Here is a 19,432-nt window from a genome sequence, read left to right as displayed (position 1 = left end):
GCCGGGCCCCGTCCCTCGTCCGGGCCGCGGAGCCGTCGGTCCCCGGCCACTCAGGGTGGCGCGGGCATCACCTCATGGCGCGTAGAGTGACTGTCTTCACAGCCACGGGCCAGGCGGTTCGTGAGACTGTGGGTGCGAAAGTCCTTTTCATACCGGTCGGTCGGCCCCTGTGCGCGGACGTCCCGATCCGTAGGTTGGAACACGGAAGCATCCCGGCGTGGACGTCGGCGGCGACGGTCCCTCCGTCGCAGGACGGCTTCCGCGCAAGGAATCCCGCGACCCGAACGGAATCCGTCTTGCCGCCCGTCGATCCCGCACCCGCCTCCTGGCGCATCGAGCTGCCGCACACGACGGCGGCCGTACCGATCGCCCGCGCCCTCGTCCGTTCGGCACTCACCGACCTCGATGCGCCCACGGACAGTGACACCGCCGAGCTGCTCACCGCCGAACTGGTCACGAACGCCGTCGAGCACACCGACAGCCACGAGCCCATCGAGCTGGTCGTGGAGCTGCTGCCGACCGGCTGCCAGGTCGAGGTCCACGACCGCGACCCCGAGCCGCCGGGCGGGCTGACCGCCCCGGGCCCGGACACCATGCCGGATCCCTGGCAGGAGCACGGGCGCGGGCTGCTGCTGATCCGCACCCTCAGCTCCGCCTGCGGTCACCGCACCACGGAGCACGGCAAGGCGGTCTGGTTCACGCTGCCGGTGGTGCCTGCCCAGGCGGGTCCGACTCCTCGGAGCTGACCAGGCGCGAGCGGCTGCGGCCGTAGAAGGAGTACAGCAGGGAGCCCGCGAGCAGGAAGGCCGCGAACTCGGCCCAGGCCTCCCAGCCCGTCCCGTACATCAGGTACAGACAGAACGCGACGCCCAGGACGGGGCTGACCGGGTAGAGCGGCACTCGGAAGGAGCGCTTCAGCCCGGGGTTGTCGCGGCGCAGCCGCATGACGGCGAGGTTGACAACGGCCATCGCGCCCAGGGTCCCGATGGTGGTCAGGTTCACCACCGCGTCGAGCGAGGAGAAGGCGGCCGGGACGGCGAAGACGGCCGCGACGATCCAGGTGTTGACGACCGGGGTGTGGGTCTTCGGCGAGACCCTCTCGAAGATCCTCGGCACCAGTCCGTCCCGGGCCATCGACATGAGGATGCGGGTCTGGCCGTACATCACGGCCAGCACCACGGAGGCGATGGCGACGACCGCCCCGAACGCGACGATGCCGCCGCCCACGGTGGAGTCGGTGACCTGGTTGACCACGGCCGAGAGCGCGGCGGGCGTGTCCGCGACCTCGTCCGGGCCGAGCGCGCCGATGGCGGCGACGGCGACCGCGCAGTAGAGCAGCGTGACCAGGCCGAGGCAGATCATGATCGCGACGGGGATGTTGCGCCGGGGGTTCTTGACCTCTTCGCCGGCGGTGGTGATCGCGTCGAAGCCGATGTACGAGAAGAAGGCCAGCGAGGCCCCGGAGGTGATTCCGGAGATGCCGCTGCCCGCGAACGGCGTCAGGTTGTCGTGGCGGAACGCGGTGAACGCGATGGCGCAGAACGCCACCAGGATGCCGATCTTGAGCACCACCATGGCGGCGGTGGCGCTCGCGCTCTCCCGGACTCCGCGCACCAGCAGCGCGGCGGCCATGGCGATCACCAGCACGGCCGGCAGGTTGACGACACCGCCGTCGGCGGGCCCGGCCGAGAGCGCTTCGGGCAGCTGCACCCCGAAGAGGCTGTGCAGCAGTTCGTTGACGTACTGGCTCCAGCCCACCGCGACCGCGGAGACCGAGACGCCGTACTCCAGCAGCAGACAGCCGCCGACGAGGAACGCGGTGCGCTCGCCGAAGGTGGCGTAGGCGAACGAGTACGAGCTGCCGGAAACGGGGATCGCACCGCCCAGCTCGGCGAAGGAGAACGCCGTGAAGATGCAGGTGATCGCCGCCAGCACGAAGGAGATCACCACCGCCGGACCGGCCTCGGAGACGCTGTCCGACAGCCCGACGAAGATGCCGGTGCCGACGACCGCGCCGACACCGAAGCAGACGAGCTGGAACAGGCCCATGGTGCGCTTGAGGCCGTGCCCCTCCAGGTCCGCGCCGGACTCGGCGACCAGCTGTTCGGGGCTCTTGCGGCGCGGGCCGGAGCTGGGTGGGCCCGGCCGGATCGTGCGCGGCGCGCTCATGCGGCTTTTCTCTTCTCTGGTGGTGCGGTGGGGGGACCGGGTGGTGCCCGGCGGATCGCGGCCGGGCACGGCTCGCCGTGGGGGGCGGGTGCCGTACATGGCAATGGGGCCCGAGCCTGCAAGCTCGGACCCCAACGAGACGGACCATGGTAGCCGCCGACGCGCATGTTCACCCCATTGGGCGCATCACCATACAGAGGGGACGAAGACCCGGTAACCGTCCGCGTCCGCCGTGCCGGGACGTACCGCTCAGGCGCCCGCGAGCGTCGCGACGAGAACCGCCTTGATGGTGTGCATCCGGTTCTCGGCCTCGTCGAAGACCACCGAGTGGGCGGACTCGAAGACCTCGTCGGTGACCTCCAGCTCGGTCAGGCCGTGCACGGCGTGGATGTCCCGGCCGACCGCGGTGCCGAGGTCGTGGAACGCGGGCAGGCAGTGCAGGAACTTCACGCCGGGGTTTTTGGTGGCGCGCAGCACGTCCATGGTCACGGAGTACGGGGCGAGGGTGGCGATGCGCTCGGTCCAGACCTCCTTGGGTTCACCCATGGAGACCCAGACGTCGGTGGCGACGAAGTCGGTGCCGGCCACACCCTCGGCGACGTCCTCGGTGAGGGTGATCTTCGCGCCGCTGCCGGCGGCCAGTTCCCGGGCCCGCGCCACGATGTCCGCGTTCGGCCAGTACGCCTCGGGGGCCACGATCCGCACGTCCAGGCCGAGGAGCGCGCCGGTGATCAGGTAGGAGTTGCCCATGTTGAAGCGGGCGTCGCCGAGGTAGGCGAAGGCGAAGCCGTCCTCGCGGATGTCCTTGGCGCAGTGCTCGACCATGGTCAGGACGTCGGCCAGCATCTGGGTGGGGTGCCAGGCGTCGGTGAGGCCGTTGAAGACGGGGACGCCCGCGATGGCGGCGAGCTCCTCGACCGCGTGCTGGCTGTCGCCGCGGTATTCGATCCCGTCGTACATCCGGCCGAGCACCCGGGCCGTGTCCCGGACGGACTCCTTGTGCCCCATCTGCGAACCGGAGGGGTCCAGGTAGGTGGTGGAGGCACCCTGGTCCGCGGCGGCCACCTCGAACGCGCAGCGAGTACGGGTCGACGTCTTCTCGAAGATCAGAGCGATGTTCTTGCCGCGCAGCCGCTGGACCTCGCTCCCCGACTTCTTGGCCGCCTTCAGCTCCGCGGCCAGCTCGACCAGCCCGAGGAACTCCTCGGCGGTGAAGTCGAGCTCCTTGAGGAAGTGACGGCCTGCGAGGTCTATGGCCATGGTTCTTGCTCCTGGGTCGGACGGGGATCTTCGGCGTACCGTAACCCTGGAAGTGTATACGAGGCAATGCATCGCTATACAGAGCTCGCGAGGGGCCCGGTTCCTCACCGGCCCGCCGGACGCCGAGTGGTGTCCGGCGGATCACGGTCGGGCAGGGCGTCGCGACCCCGGCCATGATCCGCCGGACACCACCTACACCGGATCGCGTACGACGGGGCAGCTCATGCAGCGGGGGCCGCCCCGGCCGCGCCCCAGCTCGCTGCCCGGGATCTCCAGCACCTCGATGCCCTGCTTGCGCAGATGGGTGTTGGTGGTGGCGTTGCGCTCGTAGGCGACGACCACTCCGGGCTCGATGGCCAGCACGTTGCAGCCGTCGTCCCACTGTTCGCGCTCCGCCGCGTGGACGTCCTGGGTGGCGGTGAGGACGCGGATCGCGTCGAGGCCGAGAGCGGCGGCGACGGCTCGGTGCATGTGCTCGGGCGGATGGTCGGTGACCTTGAGTTCGCGGGGTCCGTCGCCCGGCTCGATGGTGTACGACCGGAGCATGCCGAGCCCGGCGTACTGGGTGAAGGTGTCGCCGTCGATCATCGTCATCACGGTGTCCAGGTGCATGAACGCCCGCCGCTTCGGCATGTCCAGCGCCACGATCGTGTGCGCGGACCCGGCGTCGAAGAGCCCGCGCGCCAGCATCTCCACCGCCTGCGGGGTGGTGCGTTCGCTCATTCCGACGAGGACCGCGCCCCGCCCGATCACCAGCACGTCCCCGCCCTCGATGGTCGACGGGTAGTCGTGCTGCCCCTGCGACCAGTGGTGGAAGGCGCCCGCCTCCGGGCCGGTGAACAGCGGGTGGTGGCGGTAGATCGCCTCGAAGTGGACGGTCTCGCGCTGCCGGGCGGGCCAGCGCATCGCGTTGATCGACACACCGTCGTAGATCCAGGCCGAGGTGTCCCGGGTGAAGAGGTGGTTGGGCAGCGGGCCGAGCAGGAAGTCGTCCGGTTCCATGACGTGGAAGCGGACCGAGACCGGTTCGGCGTGACGCTCCAGGAACTCCCGCTTGGTCATCCCGCCGACCAGCGCCTCGGCCAGTTCGGCCGGGGTCAGTTCCTCGAAGGCCGCCCGCAGGTGCTCGGTGGCGAGCGGGCCGTACTCCTTCTCGTCGAAGACCCGGTCCAGCACCAGCCGGCGGGCCACCGGGACACCGAGGGCCTCCCGGAGCAGGTCCCCGAAGAGGTGGACCTCGACGCCCCGGTCGCGCAGCAGGTCCGCGAAGCCGTCGTGCTCCTGCCGGGCGCGGCGCACCCAGAGCACGTCGTCGAAGAGGAGAGCGTCCTTGTTGCTCGGGGTGAGCCGCTTCAGTTCCAGATCGGGGCGGTGCAGGATGACGCGGCGCAGCCGCCCGGCCTCGGAGTCGACATGGAATCCCATGTCCTCATCCTCACCGGACGGCACCCGCTTCACCCCGCGAACCGGCCGCCGGTCGCGGGGCGTACGTCACAGCGGTACGTCGTCGCGGGACAGTCCCGGGGTCACAGGCGGGGGTCCACCGGCTCCGACTCCAGGGCGAGGACGGCGAAGACCGCCTCGTGGACCCGCCAGAGCGGCTCACCCCCGGCCAGCCGGTCGAGCGCCTCGAGGCCGAGCGCGTACTCCCGCAGCGCCAGCGAGCGCTTGTGGCCGAGGAAGCGGGAGCGCAGCCGCTCCAGGTTGTCCGGGCGGGTGTACTCCGGGCCGTAGATGATCCGGAGGTACTCCCGGCCGCGCACCTTGACGCCCGGCTGGACCAGCCGGTCCTTCGCGTCCCGTACGAGAGCGCCGAGCGGCTTGACGACCATGCCCTCACCACCGCTGCCGGTCATCTCCAGCCACCAGTCGACGCCCGCGCGGACGGACGCCTCGTCGCCGGTCTCGACGACGAGCCGACGGGTGACCTGGAGCAGGCCGGTCGGGTCGTGCTCGACCAACCGGTCGAGCCACCCGAGCTGCGCGTCGTGCGGTTCGGCCGCGAGCGAGCGCCCGCGTACGGCGAGGACCTGGAACGGTGCGAGCCGCACACCCTCCAGCCCGTCGGTGCTCCAGCAGTAGCGGCGGTACGCCTCGGTGAACGCGGCGGCGTCCCCGGCGCGCTCCCGCTGACGCCCGGCGAGAGCGGCCACCTCGACACCCCGGCCCGCCGCCGCCTCCAGCGCGGCGATGGCCGGCGGGAGGGCGGCACCGGCGGCGGCACCCACGGCGGCGTACTGCGAGCGCAGCAGCCCGGCCGCCTTCAGCGACCACGGCAGGAGCTCCGCGTCGAGCAGGACCCAGTCGGTGTCCCACTCCTCCCAGAGCCCCGCGGCGGTGACGGCGGCCCTGATCCGGCCGAGGAGCGTCTCGGTGAGCTCGACGTCGTCCAGGAACGGGCGCCCGGTACGGGTGTAGAGGGCGCCGGTCGGCCCGTTGGTGCCGAAGCGCTCACGGGCGGCACCGGCGTCCCGGCAGACCAGGGCGACGGCGCGCGAACCCATGTGCTTCTCCTCGCACACGACCGTGGGGACACCGTCAGCGCGGTACTGGGCGAACGCCTCGGCCGGGTGCTCCAGGTACCCGTCCTCGCGGGAGGTGGCGGTCGGCGCCATGGTCGGCGGGAGGTACGGCAGCAGCCGGGGGTCGACCGCGAACCGGCTCATCACTTCGAGCGCGGCGGCGGCGTTCTCCTCGCGCACCGAGACCCGGCCCATGTGACGGGTCTCCACGATCCGCCGGCCGTGGACGTCGCCGAGGTCGAGCGGGCGGCCCTCCCTTCCTCCCGGCGCCTCGGAAGCCAGCGGCTTGACCGGCTCGTACCAGACCTTCTCGGCGGGTACGTCGACGATCTCGCGCTCCGGCCAGCGCAGCGCCGTCAGCTTGCCGCCGAAGACCGCCCCGGTGTCCAGGCAGAGGGTGTTGTTGACCCAGGAGGCCATGGGGACCGGGGTGTGGCCGTAGACGACGGCCGCACGGCCCCGGTAGTCCTCGGCCCACGGATAGCGCACGGGCAGGCCGAACTCGTCGGTCTCGCCGGTGGTGTCGCCGTACAGGGCGTGCGAGCGGACCCGGCCGGAGGTGCGGCCGTGGTACTTCTCGGGCAGCCCGGCGTGACACACCACCAGGTCGCCGCCGTCCAGGACGTAGTGGCTGACCAGGCCCGCGACGAACTCCGCCACCTGCTCGCGGAACGCGGGGTCCGTCTCGTCCTCGCGTTCCAGCTGCTCGATGGTCTCGGCCAGGCCGTGGCTGTGCTGGACCTTGCGGCCCTTGAGGTAACGCCCGAGCTTGTTCTCGTGGTTGCCGGGCACGCAGAGCGCGTCGCCCGAGGCGACCATGGACATCACCCGGCGCAGCACGCCGGGGCTGTCCGGTCCCCGGTCGACGAGGTCGCCGACGAAGACCGCCGTACGCCCCTCGGGGTGACTGCCGTCCTCGTAACCGAGCTGGGCGAGCAGGGACTCCAGCTCGCCGAGGCAGCCGTGGATGTCACCGATGATGTCGAACGGTCCGGTGAGGTGGCGCAGGTCGTTGTAGCGGCGCTCGCGCTCGACGACCGCCCGGTCGGTCTCCTCCTCGGAGTGCAGCACGTGCACCTTGCGGAAGCCCTCGCGCTCCAGCCCGCGCAGCGAACGGCGCAGCTCGCGCCGGTGGCGCTGGACGACGTGGCGCGGCATGTCCGCCCGGTCGGGCCGCTTCGCGTTGCGCGCCAGGCAGACCTCCTCGGGCAGGTCGAGCACGACGGCCACCGGCAGCACGTCGTGCTCCCGGGCCAGCTGGACGAGCTTGCGGCGGGACTCGGACTGCACGTTGGTGGCGTCCACCACGGTCAGTCGGCCCGCTTCGAGGCGCTTGCCGACGATGTAGTGGAGGACGTCGAAGGCGTCGCGGCTCGCGCTCTGGTCGTTCTCGTCGTCGGCGACCAGGCCGCGGCAGAAGTCGGAGGAGACGACCTCGGTGGGCTTGAAGTGACGGTGTGCGAACGTCGACTTGCCGGAGCCGGTGGCCCCGATCAGTACGACGAGGGAGAGGTCGGGCACGGGCAGGTTCCGGGGCCGGACGGACGGCCGGCCGGTGACGCCGGTGTCGGGGGTGCCGGTACTGCTGTCGGTGTCGGGGGTGCCGGTACTGCTGTCGGTGTCGGGGGTGCCGGTACTGCTGTCGGTGTCGGGGGTGCCGGTACTGCTGTCGGTGTCGGTGTCGGTGTCGGTGTCGGTAGTGCTCGGGTTGTCATCGCCGGTGCTGGGGGTGCTGCTGTCGCCGGTGCTGTGGGTGTTCATGCCGCCTTCGCCTCCTTCTCTCTCTCGTTCGCGTTCTTGCCACCGGTCGCGCCGTCGCTCTCGGCCAGGGTGAAAACCGCCATCTGGGTGGGCGGTCCGACCTCGGGGTCGTCCGGCCCGACGGGTGTGAACGCGACCGTGTAGCCGTGGCGGTCGGCCACCTCGCCCGCCCAGGCGCGGAACTCGGCCCGGGTCCACTCGAACCGGTGGTCGCCGTGGCGGACGTGTCCGGCCGGCAGGGTCTCCCAGCGCACGTTGTACTCGACGTTCGGCGTGGTGACGAGCACCGTCCGGGGCCTCGCCGCGCCGAACACCGCGTACTCCAGGGCGGGCAGCCTCGGCAGGTCCAGGTGCTCGACGACCTCGCTGAGCACGGCCGCGTCGTACCCGCGCAGCCCCTTGTCCGTGTACGTGAGCGCGCCCTGCCGCAACTCGACCCGGCGGGACTGGCGTTCGCCCATCCGGTCCAGCCTGAGCCGGCGCGCGGCGACGGTGAGCGCGCGCATCGACACGTCGACACCGACGATCTCGGTGAACCGGGCGTCCTTGAGCAGCGTCTGGATCAACTGCCCCTGCCCGCAGCCGAGGTCGAGTACCCGGGCCGCCCCGGCGTCGTGCAGCGCCGACAGGATCGCGTCACGCCGCTGCTGCGCGAGCGGTACCGGACGCTCCGGAGTGTCCGTGGCCTCGTCCACCGCGTTGTCCACGCTCTCGACGTCGAGGTCGTCCGACTCGGCGAGGCGCACGAGTTCGAGCGCCTGCTCGGCCTGCCGGGTCAGCCCCCAGCGGCGGGAGAGGTAACGGCTGGTGATCAGCCGGTGCTCCGGGTGGGTGGCGAGCCAGCCCTCACCGGCCCGTAGCAGCTTGTCCACCTCGTCGGGCGCCACCCAGTAGTGCTTGGCGTCGTCGAGCACCGGCAACAGGACGTACAGCTGGCGCAGCGCGTCACAGAGCCGCAGCTCCCCTTCCAGCACCAGCCGCACGTACCGGGAGTCGCCCCACTCGGAAAACCGTTCGTCCAGCGGCACGGGCTCGGCGTCCACGCGTGCCCAGCCGAGCGGCGCGAGCAGCTTCCGCACCAGTTCGGCGCCGCCCCGCGCGGGCAGGGCGGGCACCTCGATCCGCAGCGCCAGCGGTGCGGCGGCCCGCTCGGGCATCGCCCGGCAGTCACCGCGCAGCGCGGACGTGAAGACGGCCGACATGGCCACCGACATCAGCGAGGAGGCTGCGTACGGGCGGTCGTTGACGTAACTCGCGAGCGCCGCGTCAGGCGCTCCGCCCCGCCCCTTGCCCTTGCCGCGCCGGACCAGCGCCACCGGATCGACTTCCAGCAGCAGCGCGGCCGTGCACCGCTCGGGGGACGCCTCGGGGTAGAAGACGTGCGCCGTGCCGTGCGAGGTGGAGAACGTCTGCGCCTTGTCGGGATGCTTGTGCAGCAGGAAACCGAGGTCGGTCGCGGGGCGTTCCGGGGTTCCGGTCGTACTGATCGTCATGAACACCTGCCCGAGTATGGGCGCGGGGCTCCCTCGTCACCAGGTATTTTCGTCGTCGCCGGCCGCCTCCGCGGGTGCGTCGGCACCCGCGTGACCCTCATGCGTGTCCGCGTCCCTGCTTGGCTCCGTGCCCGCCTCTCCGACCGCCTCCAGCGCACGGCCGAGCGCCGCGATCCGCGAAGGGCCGACCCTGCAGCACCCGCCGACCAACCGTGCGCCGTCCCGTGTCCAGGCGCGCACCCGCTCCGGGCCGCCGAAGGTACTCGCCCCCGTCCACCGGCGCCCCCGCGCGTCCCACCGCTCCCCGCTGTTCGGGTAGACGACGACCGGTTTGCCGGTGACCTCCGCCGCGCACCGGACGGCGTCCCCGGCGTCCGCCGGGTCGCAGCAGTTGATCCCGACCGCGATCACCTGGTCGTTCCCCGCGGCCTCCGCGAAGGCCGCCCGCAGCGGCTGCCCGGCCCGGGTCAGCCCACCCGCGACGGTGTACGAGAGCCAGACCGGGATTCCGGTCCCCGCGACCGCCCGGAGCAGTGCCCGCGCCTCGTCCGTGTCCGGCACCGTCTCCAGCGCCAGTACGTCCGGCCCGGCCGCGGCCAGCACCTCCGCCCGGGGGCGGTGGAACCGCTCCAGCTCCGCGACGGAGAGGCCGTAACCGCCCCGGTACTCGCTGCCGTCCGCGAGCATCGCCCCGTACGGCCCGACCGAGGCGGCGACCCAGGTCTCGCGTCCGGAGCGGTCGCCCGCGCGGCGGGCCAGCTCCACGCTCCGCGCCAGCAGTTCCGCCGTCCGGCGGTGTCCGATTCCCCGGCGGGCGAACCCTTCGAACGTCGCCTGGTAGCCGGCCGTGATGAGCACCTGTGCGCCCGCCCGCGCGTACGCCGTGTGCGCGGCCTCGATCTGCTCGGGCGCGTCCGCCAGCAGTCCCGCCGACCACAGCGCGTCGGACAGCTCGCACCCCTGGGCCTCCAACTGATTGGAGAGTCCTCCGTCGAGCAGCACCGGGCCCTCGGCGAGGGCGTCGGCGAGGGATCTCCGGACGGGGCGCACAGGTACTCCTTCGCGTCAGCTCACCGGCTCACGCCAGCTGGGACTGGACCTGCGCGGAGATCAGCTCCAGGTGGTCCAGGTCATCGAGGTCGAGGATCTGGAGGTAGATCCGCGAGGACCCGACCGCCGCGAACTGTCCGATCCTGTCGACCACCTCGGCCGGCGAACCGGCGAGGCCGTTGGCCTTCAGCTCCTCCACGTCCCGGCCGATGGCGGCGGCCCTGCGGGCCACCTCCGCGTCGTCCTTGCCGACACAGACCACGAGGGCGTTGGAGTACACCAGGTCGTCGGGTGCGCGCCCCGCCTGCTTCGCGGCCTCCCGCACCCGGCCGAACTGCTTCTCCGTGTCCTCGAGCGAGGCGAACGGGATGTTGAACTCGTCCGCGTACCGCGCGGCCAGCCGCGGGGTACGGACCGCACCGTGCCCGCCGATCAGGACCGGCACCTTGGACTGGGCCGGCTTGGGCAACGCGGGCGAGTCGGTGAGCTGGTAGTAAGTGCCGTCGTAGCTGAAGGTCTTGCCGGTCTCGGTGGCCCACAGTCCGGTGACGATCGCGAGCTGCTCCTCCAGACGCCCGAACTTCTCCTTCGGGAAGGGGATGCCGTACGCCTTGTGCTCGGCCTCGAACCAGCCGGCACCCAGACCGAGCTCGACCCGTCCGCCGGACATCTGGTCGACCTGGGCGACCTGGATGGCGAGCACCCCGGGAAGGCGGAAGGTGCCTGCCGTCATGAGCGTGCCCAGGCGGATGCGCTTGGTCTCGCGGGCCAGACCGGCCAGGGTGATCCACGCGTCGGTCGGGCCCGGCAGTCCGTCGCCGGACCCCATGCGCAGGTAATGGTCGGAGCGGTAGAAGGCGTCGAACCCCAGGTCCTCGGTGGCCTTGGCGACGGTCAGCAGGGTGTCGTAGCTCGCCCCTTGCTGGGGCTCGGTGAAGATGCGAAGATCCATGGTTCCATCCTGCCTCTTCCCGCCCGCCTCTCTCCGCACGGGCCCCGCCTCCCTCCGCACGGGCCCCTCCCCCACCCGGGACACCCGCCCGGGCCGGGACACCGGTCACGGGCGCCCTGGACGGCCTCGGGCGCCCCGGGACGCTACCCCCTGCCCCGGACCGCGCCGTACGGGCCGTCCCGCTCCCTCGCCCTCTCCCGTGCCTGTTCGGCGAGGCGGCTGAGCATGCCCCGCACCCGGTCCATCGATTCGTCGGCGGCGTCTATCGCCTCGATGCACTGCCAGTAGAGGGTGTCCTCTCCGGTCTCGCAGGCGACCCCGACGAGAGCCATGCCCGCCTCGCCGAGCAGCAGCGCCAGCCGCTCCAGGGTGCGCGACACGTCGGCCACCTCCGTGAGGCGGGCCGCGCGCGTCTGTCCGGTCAGGAACACCGGCGAATCCGGTGCGGACCAGTCCCCTCCGCCGATCTCACCGAGCCCTCGGGCGTCGCCCCGTAACTCGGCGGGCCCGGCGACGGCCAGCCGGTCGCCGATGGCCCGTGCCAGCGCCTGGGCCTGCCACACCTCAGTCATGATGTCCGCCGCGCCCCGGCTCTCCGCCAGCGCGCGCCGTCCGATCTCGACCAGTCGTTCCGCTTCCATTCGGTCCCCCGTCACTACGAAAACCCGGTCACCTAGTCCATTACCCACAGTGAGGTAGGCGGTACCGAAAGGACAGAGGAATTCGGAAATCTGTGGATACGCAGACGATTGTGGAAAAGCCGATCACTCCGAAGAGTGATGCTCAGGGGACTCGGGCCGCTCCGGGACCGGAAACCGGGTCTCGTTCCGGTCGATCTTCGCCGACAGCGCCGCCAGCGCATCCACTCCCAGCACCTCGCAGAACTGGAGCAGATAGGCCAGCACGTCGGCCACCTCGTCCCGGACCCGGTGCGCCGTCCCCGGGTCCGACATCACGGCCGCCGCCTGCTCCGGAGTCATCCACTGGAAGATCTCCAGCAGTTCGGAGGCTTCGACGCTCAGCGCCGCGGCCAGATTCTTGGGGGTGTGGTACTGGCCCCACTCCCTGGACTCGGCGAACGCGACCAGTCGTCGCTGGAGTTGTGCCACATCGAGTTCGTTCATCCGGACAGGTCTACCACTGTGGCGCCCTCGGTCCGGCCGGCCAGGGCCGCGCCCGCCTCGCCCACCGTGGCGATCATCCGCAGGTGCCCGTCGGAGCAGATCCCGGCGGCGAGCCGGAGCAACTCCCCCGACTGACGCCCGTCGAGGCCCCGGTCGAGCCCGTCCACCAGGACGGTGAGGGCGCGCATGGCCCAGGGGATCTCGTCCGGGGTGTTCACCTCCAGCACGTGAGGGCCCGTCAGCAACACCAGCGCGAGGGCGAGATAACGCAGCTCACCGTCTCCGAGACGTCCGATCGGAGTGCTGCGCCCGGTGCCGCGTCCCACCAGGGCCTCCACCGTGCCGTCGGAGAGGTCCCGCGTCATCAGGGCGGTCACCGGTCCCGCGCACCCCGCCGCCGCCGTGGCCACGAGCCGGGCGTGCCGCTGCGCACACTGCGTACGGGTCCGCGCGAGCACCGCGGCGAGGTTGTCGCATCCGGGGCGCAACCGCCCCGCCCCGGCGCGGACCGGCCCGCGCATCCCCCGGGGCAGCGGATCGCACGGGAAGGCGGAGTGGAGGCCGACCACCACCTGCTCGGCGGCGGCGAGTACACGTAACTGGCCCTCGGTGACGCCGGCGACCCGCAGCGGCAGCAGTGCCGTGGCCAGCCGGCCGTCCGGGAGGGGAGCCCGGGTCACCGGTACCTGGCCGGCCGTGTGCCAGGCGGCCTGCACCGTGGGGCGGCTCGGGTCGCGCAGCGCGGTGGTGAGCAAGGTCTGACCGCCCGCCGTGAGCCGCTCGCCCACGATGCGCAGCGACGGTTCGGCCTGGACGGCCACGTCGAGGCGGACCGGCCCGGCCGGCCCGTCCACGGTGCAGCCGATACGGAACCCGCGCCTGCCCTCGGCGTCCGCCTCCGCGCGCTCGGGCACGCAGGAGACGGGATCGGGGAACACCTCCTCCAGCGCGTCGCCCGCGCCGAGCCGGGCCAGCGCCTCGTAGGCCCGCAGGGCGGTGGACGCGCCGCTGCCGCTGGGGCCGGTGAGCAGGGTCAGCGGCCCCAGCGGCAGGGTTCTGCGCCAGTGCGAGGCGAAGGCGGCCAGCCGCAGCTCGGTGACGACGGGACGGACGGGGCGGGCCGGTGCTCCGGGTGCGGTACGGGGCGGACGGACGCGGGTCGTACCCGGGGGTGAGGCTGTGGTGGTCATGACCGGACCGTACGCACGGCTCCGTCGGGCGAACCGTTTTGCCCGGGCAAGCTTCCTACGATTGAGGGATGCCCGCCGGGGTCACCCCTTCGACCTCCATGCCGACCGGTGCGAGCAGGAAGACGTTCCGGTCCACCCGGTGCATGCCGCTGCCGAGTCCGAAGACGACTCCGCTGCTGAAGTCGAGAACGCGCTTGGCGACGTCCGTCTCGGCCGCCGTCAGGTCGAGCAGGACCGGGACCTGTGCGACGAGGTACTCGGCCACCTCGCGGGCGTCGGAGAAGACCTGGACCCGGAGCACCACCAATCGGCGCTGCTCCTCGGCGCTGTCCTGGCCGACCGTGCCGTGGTCGACCCGGGACGGCCACTCGTTGCGGCCCCGCAGCGGTACCACCTGGGCCAGGCCCTCCCACTGTGCGTCAGTGGCGTCGTACCTGTCGTACCTGCTCACAGGGTCACCTCGTCCGTGTGCCGGTCGACGGTGCGCCGGCTGCGCTCGCTGTTCATCGGGCAATCCTCTCGTCCCTCACCCGTTCGGCCCACCAGCGACACGGACGGGAATGCGATCCTCCGGATCTGCCCCGCCGCGTAACGGGTCGGCTCTGGACGCTGCATCAACGTAGCCCGGGAGGACTCGGCCGATCCAGTCGCCCTGCCCGCGCGGCCCCGGGTGTGCGTCGGACGGCCGGTCACCTCGCACGTCCCGGTCCGCGCGGGACGAGGCGGATGGCCGGGAGGCTCCCCTACAGATCGGCCGCCCGCACCGGAGCGAATGCGGGAACCAGCCCCTGCTCGATGTCCCGCGCCAGCGTGGCGACCTCGAACATCACCTCGAACACGCCCGTCTGTCCGGTGCCGTCCAGATGGCGGTACTCGGTGCCGACCGTCACCGCCAGTCGCTCCGGCAGGCCCAGATCGGGGTGACGGTTCTCGGAGACGATCCGCCGGGCCGCCTCGGGCACGGGGATTCCGGCCGCGTGGAAGGTGTGGGCTCGCTCCCGGACATGGCCGAGGTAGTCGATGTGGTCGCGGACCCCGGACGGGCCGAGCAGCGGACCGTGGCCCGGTACGACGGTCTGCGCCCCGGTCGCCAGGACGGCCTCGCACGCCTCGATCACCTGGGAGAGCGGACCGGCCCAGTGGCACGGGTGGTCTCCGGGCCGCTCGGGCGTGGAGCCGAAGATCACGTCTCCGGTGAACACCGTGCCGTGGTCCGGCAGATGGACGATCAGGTCGCCGGTGGTGTGGGCGGGTGGCAGCGCCGTGATCCGTACCGGGCGCCCGTCCAGGGTCAGTTCGAGCTCACCGGTGAAGTACGTGGTCGGCACGACGGGTTCGGTGTCCGACCAGTCGAACGGGCCGAAGTGCCGGGACAGGTAGGCGCCGAGAGGCGTGTCCGGGTCGCCGGAGGCGATCAGCGCGTGCTGCTGCTGCGGTGTGGGCTCGAAGTGGATGTGCTCGCGGGCACCACGCGTGACGATGATCTCGGCGTCCGGTACGACCCCGGCGCCCCAGAAGTGGTCGCCGTTGGCGTGGGTGACGATCACCCGGTCGACCGACACACCTTCCGGCAGGCGTTCCCGACTTGCCGCCAGGAACTGTCCGGCCAGCGTCCGGTCGTAAGGGGTGTCGATCCACAGCGCCCCGGCGGGCGTGGCGAGCAGACCGCAGTTGGCCAGCCCCCAGCCCCTGTGCGGCGGCAGCCAGACGTACAGTCCCTGGCCCAGGTCGACGATGTCCCCACCCGTGATCGGCATATTGCGATTATGCCGGGCCCGTCGGACACGCCGGGTGCTCACGCGGGAGAGAACCACCCTCGCGTGACGGAGGGCCGGGTGGCGTGCGTGCCTCCCCGGCCCTCCTGGTGGTGGAATCAGGCGTTCCCGCTCGCCGTGCCGTGTCAGGACTCCTCGAAGTAGGCGTCCAGGACCACGTCGAGCTCCTCCGGCCACTCCTTGAGCCGCTTCCGGCTCTCCGCCAGCACCTCGCCGTTGAACCAGCGTCGCGAGGAGACGTGGACGGTCAGGGTGAACCGGCGGGCCGTACGGGCCGTCTTCACCTCGACCGCGGAGACCTCGGACCAGTCGAAGTCGGCCTGCTGGTCGTCGAGGGTGAACCGGATTCCCGACTTGTCCACGCGGATGGACCCGCGCCGGTCGCTGATCTCGAAGACCGGCGCACCGGAATCGTCATCATCAGCGGATTCGTCACTGTCGTCCGGCTCGTCACCGTCGTCGGGCTCGTCACCGGACTTCTCGCCGACCGTCTCCCCCGCGTCCTCGTCCGACGTCCCGGCCGCGGTCTCCGGGACGTCGGAGGGCTTCGCGGAACCGGACGGCTCGGAGGTCTCCACCGGGACGGCGTCCTGGATGTCGGCTTCGTCGGCGACTCGGGGGGCGCCGTCCGCCGTGCCGGCTTCCTCGTCGTCCTCCGTCCGCGCCGGAACGGGGGCCGTGAGGCCGGGAATGTACGCCGGGTCGGTTCCCGCGGCGAACTCGGGCTTCTTGTTTGAATCTATGCTCTGCTCCACGGCGGGCAGTATGGTCCACGAACCTGTAAGAGAACCAGTCACACCCCTCCCGCCCGGCTCAGAGCACCCCCTTGCGCCACTCCCGCATCAGCAGCCAGCCGAGGTACAGGCCCCCGATCGCCATGGTGCAGATGCCCACCGGCAGGTCGTCGAGGAGCGGCACCTGCTGTGCGCAGAGATCGGCCACCACCAGCAGCAGTGCGCCCGTCACCGCCGAGAGCAGCAGGTGCGGGCCGGAGAGGCGGGTGAGGCGTCTGGCGATCTGCGGCGCGGTCAGCGCGACGAAGGCGATGGGGCCGGCCACCGCGACCGCACCGGCCGAGAGGACGATGGCGAGGACGATCGCGACGCTCTTGGTCTTCTTCGGTTCGGAGCCGAGCCCTTCGGCGATGTCGTCGCCCATCTCGCCCACGACCAGCCGCCGGGCGAGCAGCGCGGTGACCGGGGCGGCCAGCGCGAGCACCACCCCGATGGTGGCCGCGTCCGTCCAGGACCGGGCGGTCAGGCTGCCGTTGACGTAGGACGTGAGCGCGGAGGCCTTGTCCCGCTCGACGGCGTAGACGACGTACTGGGTGATCGCACTGCCGATCGCGGCGACACCGATGCCCGCGATCACCAGCCGGGCGGGGTTGCGGAAACCGGTGCCGGTGGAGACGTACACGGTGGCCATGGCGACGACGGCTCCGACGAGAGCGCCGACCGGCACGGGAACGTCGCCCGGGAAGAACAGGGCGACGACCGCCGCGCCCGCGCCCGCTCCTGAGGAGAGGCCGATGACGTCGGGGCTGCCGAGCGGGTTGCGGGTGACGGACTGGAAGAGGGCGCCGGACAGGCCCAGCGCGGCACCGGTACCGAGGGCGGTCACCAGGCGTGGGCCGCGCAGGCGTTCCAGGACGAAGCGGTCCTTGCCCTGCGCTCCGCCGGTCAGCGCGTTCGGCAGGTCGGCCAGGCCGACGCCGAGCCGCCCGAGGGTGAGGGTCGCGGCGGCGGCGGCGAGCAGCAGGACCAGCAGGGCGACGGCCACGAGGACGGACGCCCGGCGCATGGGTATCGCCACCGTCGTACCGATGCGCAGGTACCCCCGGGCCCTCCCGGGGGCCGGTCGCGCGCGCCGCGTGGTGGTCATGCGGTCCCCTTCATCCTGCGTACGGCGACGAGCAGCGCGGGTGCGCCGAGGAAGGCGGTCACCACACCGACCATCAGTTCGGTGGGCCGCATGACGACCCGTCCCACCACGTCCGCGAGGAGCAGCAGAGTGGGGCCCAGGAGCGCGGAGAACACGATCTGTTTCCGGAAGCCGACCCCGACGAGCGCGCGGACCACGTGGGGCACGGCGAGGCCGACGAAGGCGATGGGGCCGACCGCCGCGGTGGCCGCCGCGCTCAGCAGGACGGCGGCGATCAGGCCCGCGGTGCGGGTGCGTGCGGGGCGCGAGCCGAGCGCGACCGCGGTGGCGTCGCCGAGCGCCAGGGTGTCGAGGCCCGGCCCGAGGAGGAGGGCGATCACCAGGCCCACCGCGGCGAACGGCAGTACGGCCCACAGCACGTCGAAGTCCCGCCCGCCGAGCGCGCCCACCACCCAGTACCGGTAGCTGTCGAAGACCTTCGGTTTGCTGAGCGTCACGGCCTGGATGTATGCCGTCAGGACCGCGGAGAGCACCGCGCCCGCCAGTACCAGGCGCACCATGCCGGAGCCCCCGCCCGCGGTGCCGACGATGTGTACGAGCACTCCGGCGAGCAGCGCTCCGGGCAGCGCCCACCACATGGTGGCGGTGGCTCCGGAGGCGCCGAACCAGGCGGTGGCGGTGACGATGGTGGCGGAGGCGCCCGCGTTGATGCCGAGCAGACCGGGTTCGGCCAAGGGGTTGCGGGAGACGCCCTGCATCAGGGTGCCCGCGACGGCGAGGCCGGCTCCTGCCAGCACGCCGAGGAGCGTGCGGGGGTAGCGGCTCTCGACGATGGCGGTGACGTTGGGGTCGGCGTGGCCGGTGAGGACGTCCGCGACCTCTCCGAGGGAGGTGCCGCGGCTGCCGAACATGACGCTCGCCGAGAGGGCGGCTCCGAGGGCTACGAGCACCAGGAGCAGGAGGAACGCCGAACGGGCGGTGCCGGTACGCGAGGTACCGGCACCGCTCGGCGGCGCGACCGTGGTGGTTGCCATGGAAGGGTGGACGCTCCCGCGGGTTACTTGCCCGCGGCGGCGACGGCCTTGTCGATGAGCGGCAGGTAGCGGTCGATCACCCACGGCACGGTCAGCGGGTTGATGATCGAGGAGGCCGTGACGAAGGAGTTGTCGTTCGAGGCGACGACGGCACCCTTCTCGACGGCGGGCATCGCGGCGTACAGCTTCTGCGCCTCGATCTCCTTACGGGTCTTGTCGTCGGTGTAGAAGGTGAAGAGCAGGTCGCTGCCGTTCAGTTTCTCGGCGTTCTCCAGGCCGATGAGGGCGGAGTCGGTGCCCTCGGTCTCCTTGAAGGTGTCGACGACCGGGTCGACGGTCAGGCCGAGCTTGGAGACCATGGCCACGCGCTGCTCGCTGGGCTTGAAGATGCCGAGGGTGCCGGGGCCCGAGGTGTAGATGTACGAGAACTTCACGTCCTTGTACTGGGGTCGGCTCGCAGCGGCGTCCGCGAGCTCCTTCTCGATGGTCGTCTTCAGGCCGTCGGCGTCCTCGGCCTGCCCGAGTGCCTTGCCGATGATGTCGATCTGCTGGTCCCAGTCCGTGCTCCAGGCCTGGTCCGGGTAGGCGACCGTGGGGGCGATGTCCTTGAGGACGTCGTACTGCTTCTGCGTGATGCCCGACCAGGGGGCGAGGATGACGTCGGGTTCCAGTTCGGTGATGGCCTCGAAGTCGATCTCCTCGCCACCGGTGAACTGGGTGGGGAGCTTGTCGCCGTTCTTCTTCACGGCCTCGTCGATCCACGGCAGGTAGCCGGAGGAGTCGCTGCCCCACTCGTAGCTCTCGATGCCCACCGGGGTGGTGCCGAGCGCGATGGCGGTCTCGGCCGAGCCCTGGCCGAGGGTGACGACGCGTTCGGGCTTCTCGTCGATGGTGGCGGTGCCGAGGGAGCTCTTGATCGAGACGGGGAACGCCGCGTCGCTCGATGCCGCGGACTTGGCCGGTTCCTTGTCGTCCCCGTCCGAGGAGCAGGCGCCCAGGGAGAGCGCGAGTGCGGCGACGGTGGCGGAGGCGGCGAGCGCGTGACGGCGCGCGCGAATGGAGCCGAACATGTTCTGTTCCCCATGATCGTGGACGAGTGATGCAAAACGTTAGGTAAACCTAACCTAATGAATTGCCCATGTTCGATGGGGGTACCCGGGACCCGCTCGCCCGGCATGGTGTAAGGGGAAGCGTCGCTTCCGCGCGGCACCAGCGCGGAAG

General features: G+C 71.6%; 17 protein-coding genes. 1 reads left to right on the top strand and 16 read right to left on the bottom strand.

Annotated elements, in window-relative coordinates; translation table 11 throughout:
- Positions 1-296: 296 nt before the first annotated feature.
- Entirely contained in the window at positions 297-746 is a 450-nt protein-coding gene (locus ACFWEP_RS16790) for an ATP-binding protein (RefSeq protein WP_387370893.1), read from the top strand.
- Here the strand turns inward: ACFWEP_RS16790 and ACFWEP_RS16785 are convergent.
- From ACFWEP_RS16785 to ACFWEP_RS16710, 16 genes are all read right to left on the bottom strand, one after another.
- Positions 697-2,169 carry an APC family permease gene (locus tag ACFWEP_RS16785; protein WP_387370891.1) on the bottom strand — a complete coding sequence of 491 codons (1,473 nt, stop codon included), beginning with the start codon at positions 2,167-2,169 and terminating at the stop codon, positions 697-699. The two genes, ACFWEP_RS16790 and ACFWEP_RS16785, sit on opposite strands and share 50 nt — an antisense overlap.
- 249 nt (positions 2,170-2,418) lie before the next feature.
- Complete coding sequence (gene argF / locus ACFWEP_RS16780) at positions 2,419-3,429, bottom strand: ornithine carbamoyltransferase (protein WP_387370889.1); 1,011 nt, start codon at positions 3,427-3,429, stop codon at positions 2,419-2,421.
- Between the two features lie 192 nt (positions 3,430-3,621).
- Positions 3,622-4,854 carry an arginine deiminase gene (locus ACFWEP_RS16775; RefSeq protein ID WP_387370887.1) on the bottom strand — a complete coding sequence of 411 codons (1,233 nt, stop codon included), beginning with the start codon at positions 4,852-4,854 and terminating at the stop codon, positions 3,622-3,624.
- Between the two features lie 101 nt (positions 4,855-4,955).
- Positions 4,956-7,712 carry a polynucleotide kinase-phosphatase gene (locus ACFWEP_RS16770; RefSeq protein WP_387370885.1) on the bottom strand — a complete coding sequence of 919 codons (2,757 nt, stop codon included), beginning with the start codon at positions 7,710-7,712 and terminating at the stop codon, positions 4,956-4,958.
- Positions 7,709-9,211, bottom strand: coding sequence for a 3' terminal RNA ribose 2'-O-methyltransferase Hen1 (locus tag ACFWEP_RS16765; RefSeq protein ID WP_387370883.1), 1,503 nt, complete (start codon positions 9,209-9,211; stop codon positions 7,709-7,711). Before ACFWEP_RS16765 ends, ACFWEP_RS16770 begins: the two co-directional genes overlap by 4 nt.
- 30 nt (positions 9,212-9,241) lie before the next feature.
- On the bottom strand, positions 9,242-10,255 hold the full coding sequence (gene mmuM, locus ACFWEP_RS16760) for a homocysteine S-methyltransferase (protein ID WP_387370881.1): 1,014 nt from the start codon (positions 10,253-10,255) through the stop codon (positions 9,242-9,244).
- Positions 10,256-10,283: 28 nt separating this feature from the next.
- A complete protein-coding gene (locus tag ACFWEP_RS16755; RefSeq protein ID WP_387370879.1) occupies positions 10,284-11,207 on the bottom strand; it encodes an LLM class F420-dependent oxidoreductase in 924 nt (307 codons plus the stop codon).
- Between the two features lie 143 nt (positions 11,208-11,350).
- The gene (locus tag ACFWEP_RS16750; protein WP_387370877.1) at positions 11,351-11,848 is read right to left on the bottom strand and encodes a DUF6099 family protein; all 498 of its coding nucleotides are present in this window, start codon (positions 11,846-11,848) and stop codon (positions 11,351-11,353) included.
- Between the two features lie 123 nt (positions 11,849-11,971).
- On the bottom strand, positions 11,972-12,331 hold the full coding sequence (locus tag ACFWEP_RS16745) for a nucleotide pyrophosphohydrolase (RefSeq protein WP_387370875.1): 360 nt from the start codon (positions 12,329-12,331) through the stop codon (positions 11,972-11,974).
- Positions 12,328-13,521, bottom strand: a complete 1,194-nt coding sequence (locus ACFWEP_RS16740; RefSeq protein ID WP_387370873.1) for an ATP-binding protein — start codon at positions 13,519-13,521, stop codon at positions 12,328-12,330. The genes ACFWEP_RS16745 and ACFWEP_RS16740 overlap by 4 nt, the downstream gene beginning before the upstream one ends.
- Positions 13,522-13,576: 55 nt before the next feature.
- Positions 13,577-13,972, bottom strand: coding sequence for a cell division protein SepF (locus ACFWEP_RS16735; protein ID WP_328718856.1), 396 nt, complete (start codon positions 13,970-13,972; stop codon positions 13,577-13,579).
- 292 nt (positions 13,973-14,264) lie between these two features.
- Positions 14,265-15,278 carry an MBL fold metallo-hydrolase gene (locus ACFWEP_RS16730; protein ID WP_387370870.1) on the bottom strand — a complete coding sequence of 338 codons (1,014 nt, stop codon included), beginning with the start codon at positions 15,276-15,278 and terminating at the stop codon, positions 14,265-14,267.
- Between the two features lie 143 nt (positions 15,279-15,421).
- A complete protein-coding gene (locus ACFWEP_RS16725) occupies positions 15,422-16,051 on the bottom strand; it encodes a hypothetical protein (protein WP_387370868.1) in 630 nt (209 codons plus the stop codon).
- A 58-nt stretch (positions 16,052-16,109) separates the two neighbouring features.
- Complete coding sequence (locus ACFWEP_RS16720) at positions 16,110-17,177, bottom strand: FecCD family ABC transporter permease (RefSeq protein WP_387370866.1); 1,068 nt, start codon at positions 17,175-17,177, stop codon at positions 16,110-16,112.
- A complete protein-coding gene (locus tag ACFWEP_RS16715) occupies positions 17,174-18,211 on the bottom strand; it encodes a FecCD family ABC transporter permease (RefSeq protein ID WP_387370864.1) in 1,038 nt (345 codons plus the stop codon). Before ACFWEP_RS16715 ends, ACFWEP_RS16720 begins: the two co-directional genes overlap by 4 nt.
- A gap of 23 nt (positions 18,212-18,234) precedes the next feature.
- On the bottom strand, positions 18,235-19,281 hold the full coding sequence (locus tag ACFWEP_RS16710) for an iron-siderophore ABC transporter substrate-binding protein (RefSeq protein ID WP_387370862.1): 1,047 nt from the start codon (positions 19,279-19,281) through the stop codon (positions 18,235-18,237).
- Between the last annotated feature and the right edge of the window lie 151 nt (positions 19,282-19,432).

It is taken from the genome of Streptomyces sp. NPDC060198 (assembly GCF_042728415.1).
Taxonomy (GTDB): domain Bacteria; phylum Actinomycetota; class Actinomycetes; order Streptomycetales; family Streptomycetaceae; genus Streptomyces.
The sequence above is the reverse complement of the archived record's forward strand: the minus strand, read 5'-3'. Positions and strand labels throughout refer to the sequence as shown.

Coding starts and splice junctions, on each gene's coding strand:
- ACFWEP_RS16740 (WP_387370873.1), bottom strand. CDS start 13,521: ATGACCACCACAGCCTCACCCCCGGGTACGACCCGCGTCCGTCCGCCC.
- ACFWEP_RS16720 (WP_387370866.1), bottom strand. CDS start 17,177: ATGACCACCACGCGGCGCGCGCGACCGGCCCCCGGGAGGGCCCGGGGG.
- argF (WP_387370889.1), bottom strand. CDS start 3,429: ATGGCCATAGACCTCGCAGGCCGTCACTTCCTCAAGGAGCTCGACTTC.
- ACFWEP_RS16745 (WP_387370875.1), bottom strand. CDS start 12,331: ATGAACGAACTCGATGTGGCACAACTCCAGCGACGACTGGTCGCGTTC.
- ACFWEP_RS16750 (WP_387370877.1), bottom strand. CDS start 11,848: ATGGAAGCGGAACGACTGGTCGAGATCGGACGGCGCGCGCTGGCGGAG.
- ACFWEP_RS16785 (WP_387370891.1), bottom strand. CDS start 2,169: ATGAGCGCGCCGCGCACGATCCGGCCGGGCCCACCCAGCTCCGGCCCG.
- ACFWEP_RS16755 (WP_387370879.1), bottom strand. CDS start 11,207: ATGGATCTTCGCATCTTCACCGAGCCCCAGCAAGGGGCGAGCTACGAC.
- ACFWEP_RS16715 (WP_387370864.1), bottom strand. CDS start 18,211: ATGGCAACCACCACGGTCGCGCCGCCGAGCGGTGCCGGTACCTCGCGT.
- ACFWEP_RS16730 (WP_387370870.1), bottom strand. CDS start 15,278: ATGCCGATCACGGGTGGGGACATCGTCGACCTGGGCCAGGGACTGTAC.
- ACFWEP_RS16710 (WP_387370862.1), bottom strand. CDS start 19,281: ATGTTCGGCTCCATTCGCGCGCGCCGTCACGCGCTCGCCGCCTCCGCC.
- ACFWEP_RS16770 (WP_387370885.1), bottom strand. CDS start 7,712: ATGAACACCCACAGCACCGGCGACAGCAGCACCCCCAGCACCGGCGAT.
- ACFWEP_RS16775 (WP_387370887.1), bottom strand. CDS start 4,854: ATGGGATTCCATGTCGACTCCGAGGCCGGGCGGCTGCGCCGCGTCATC.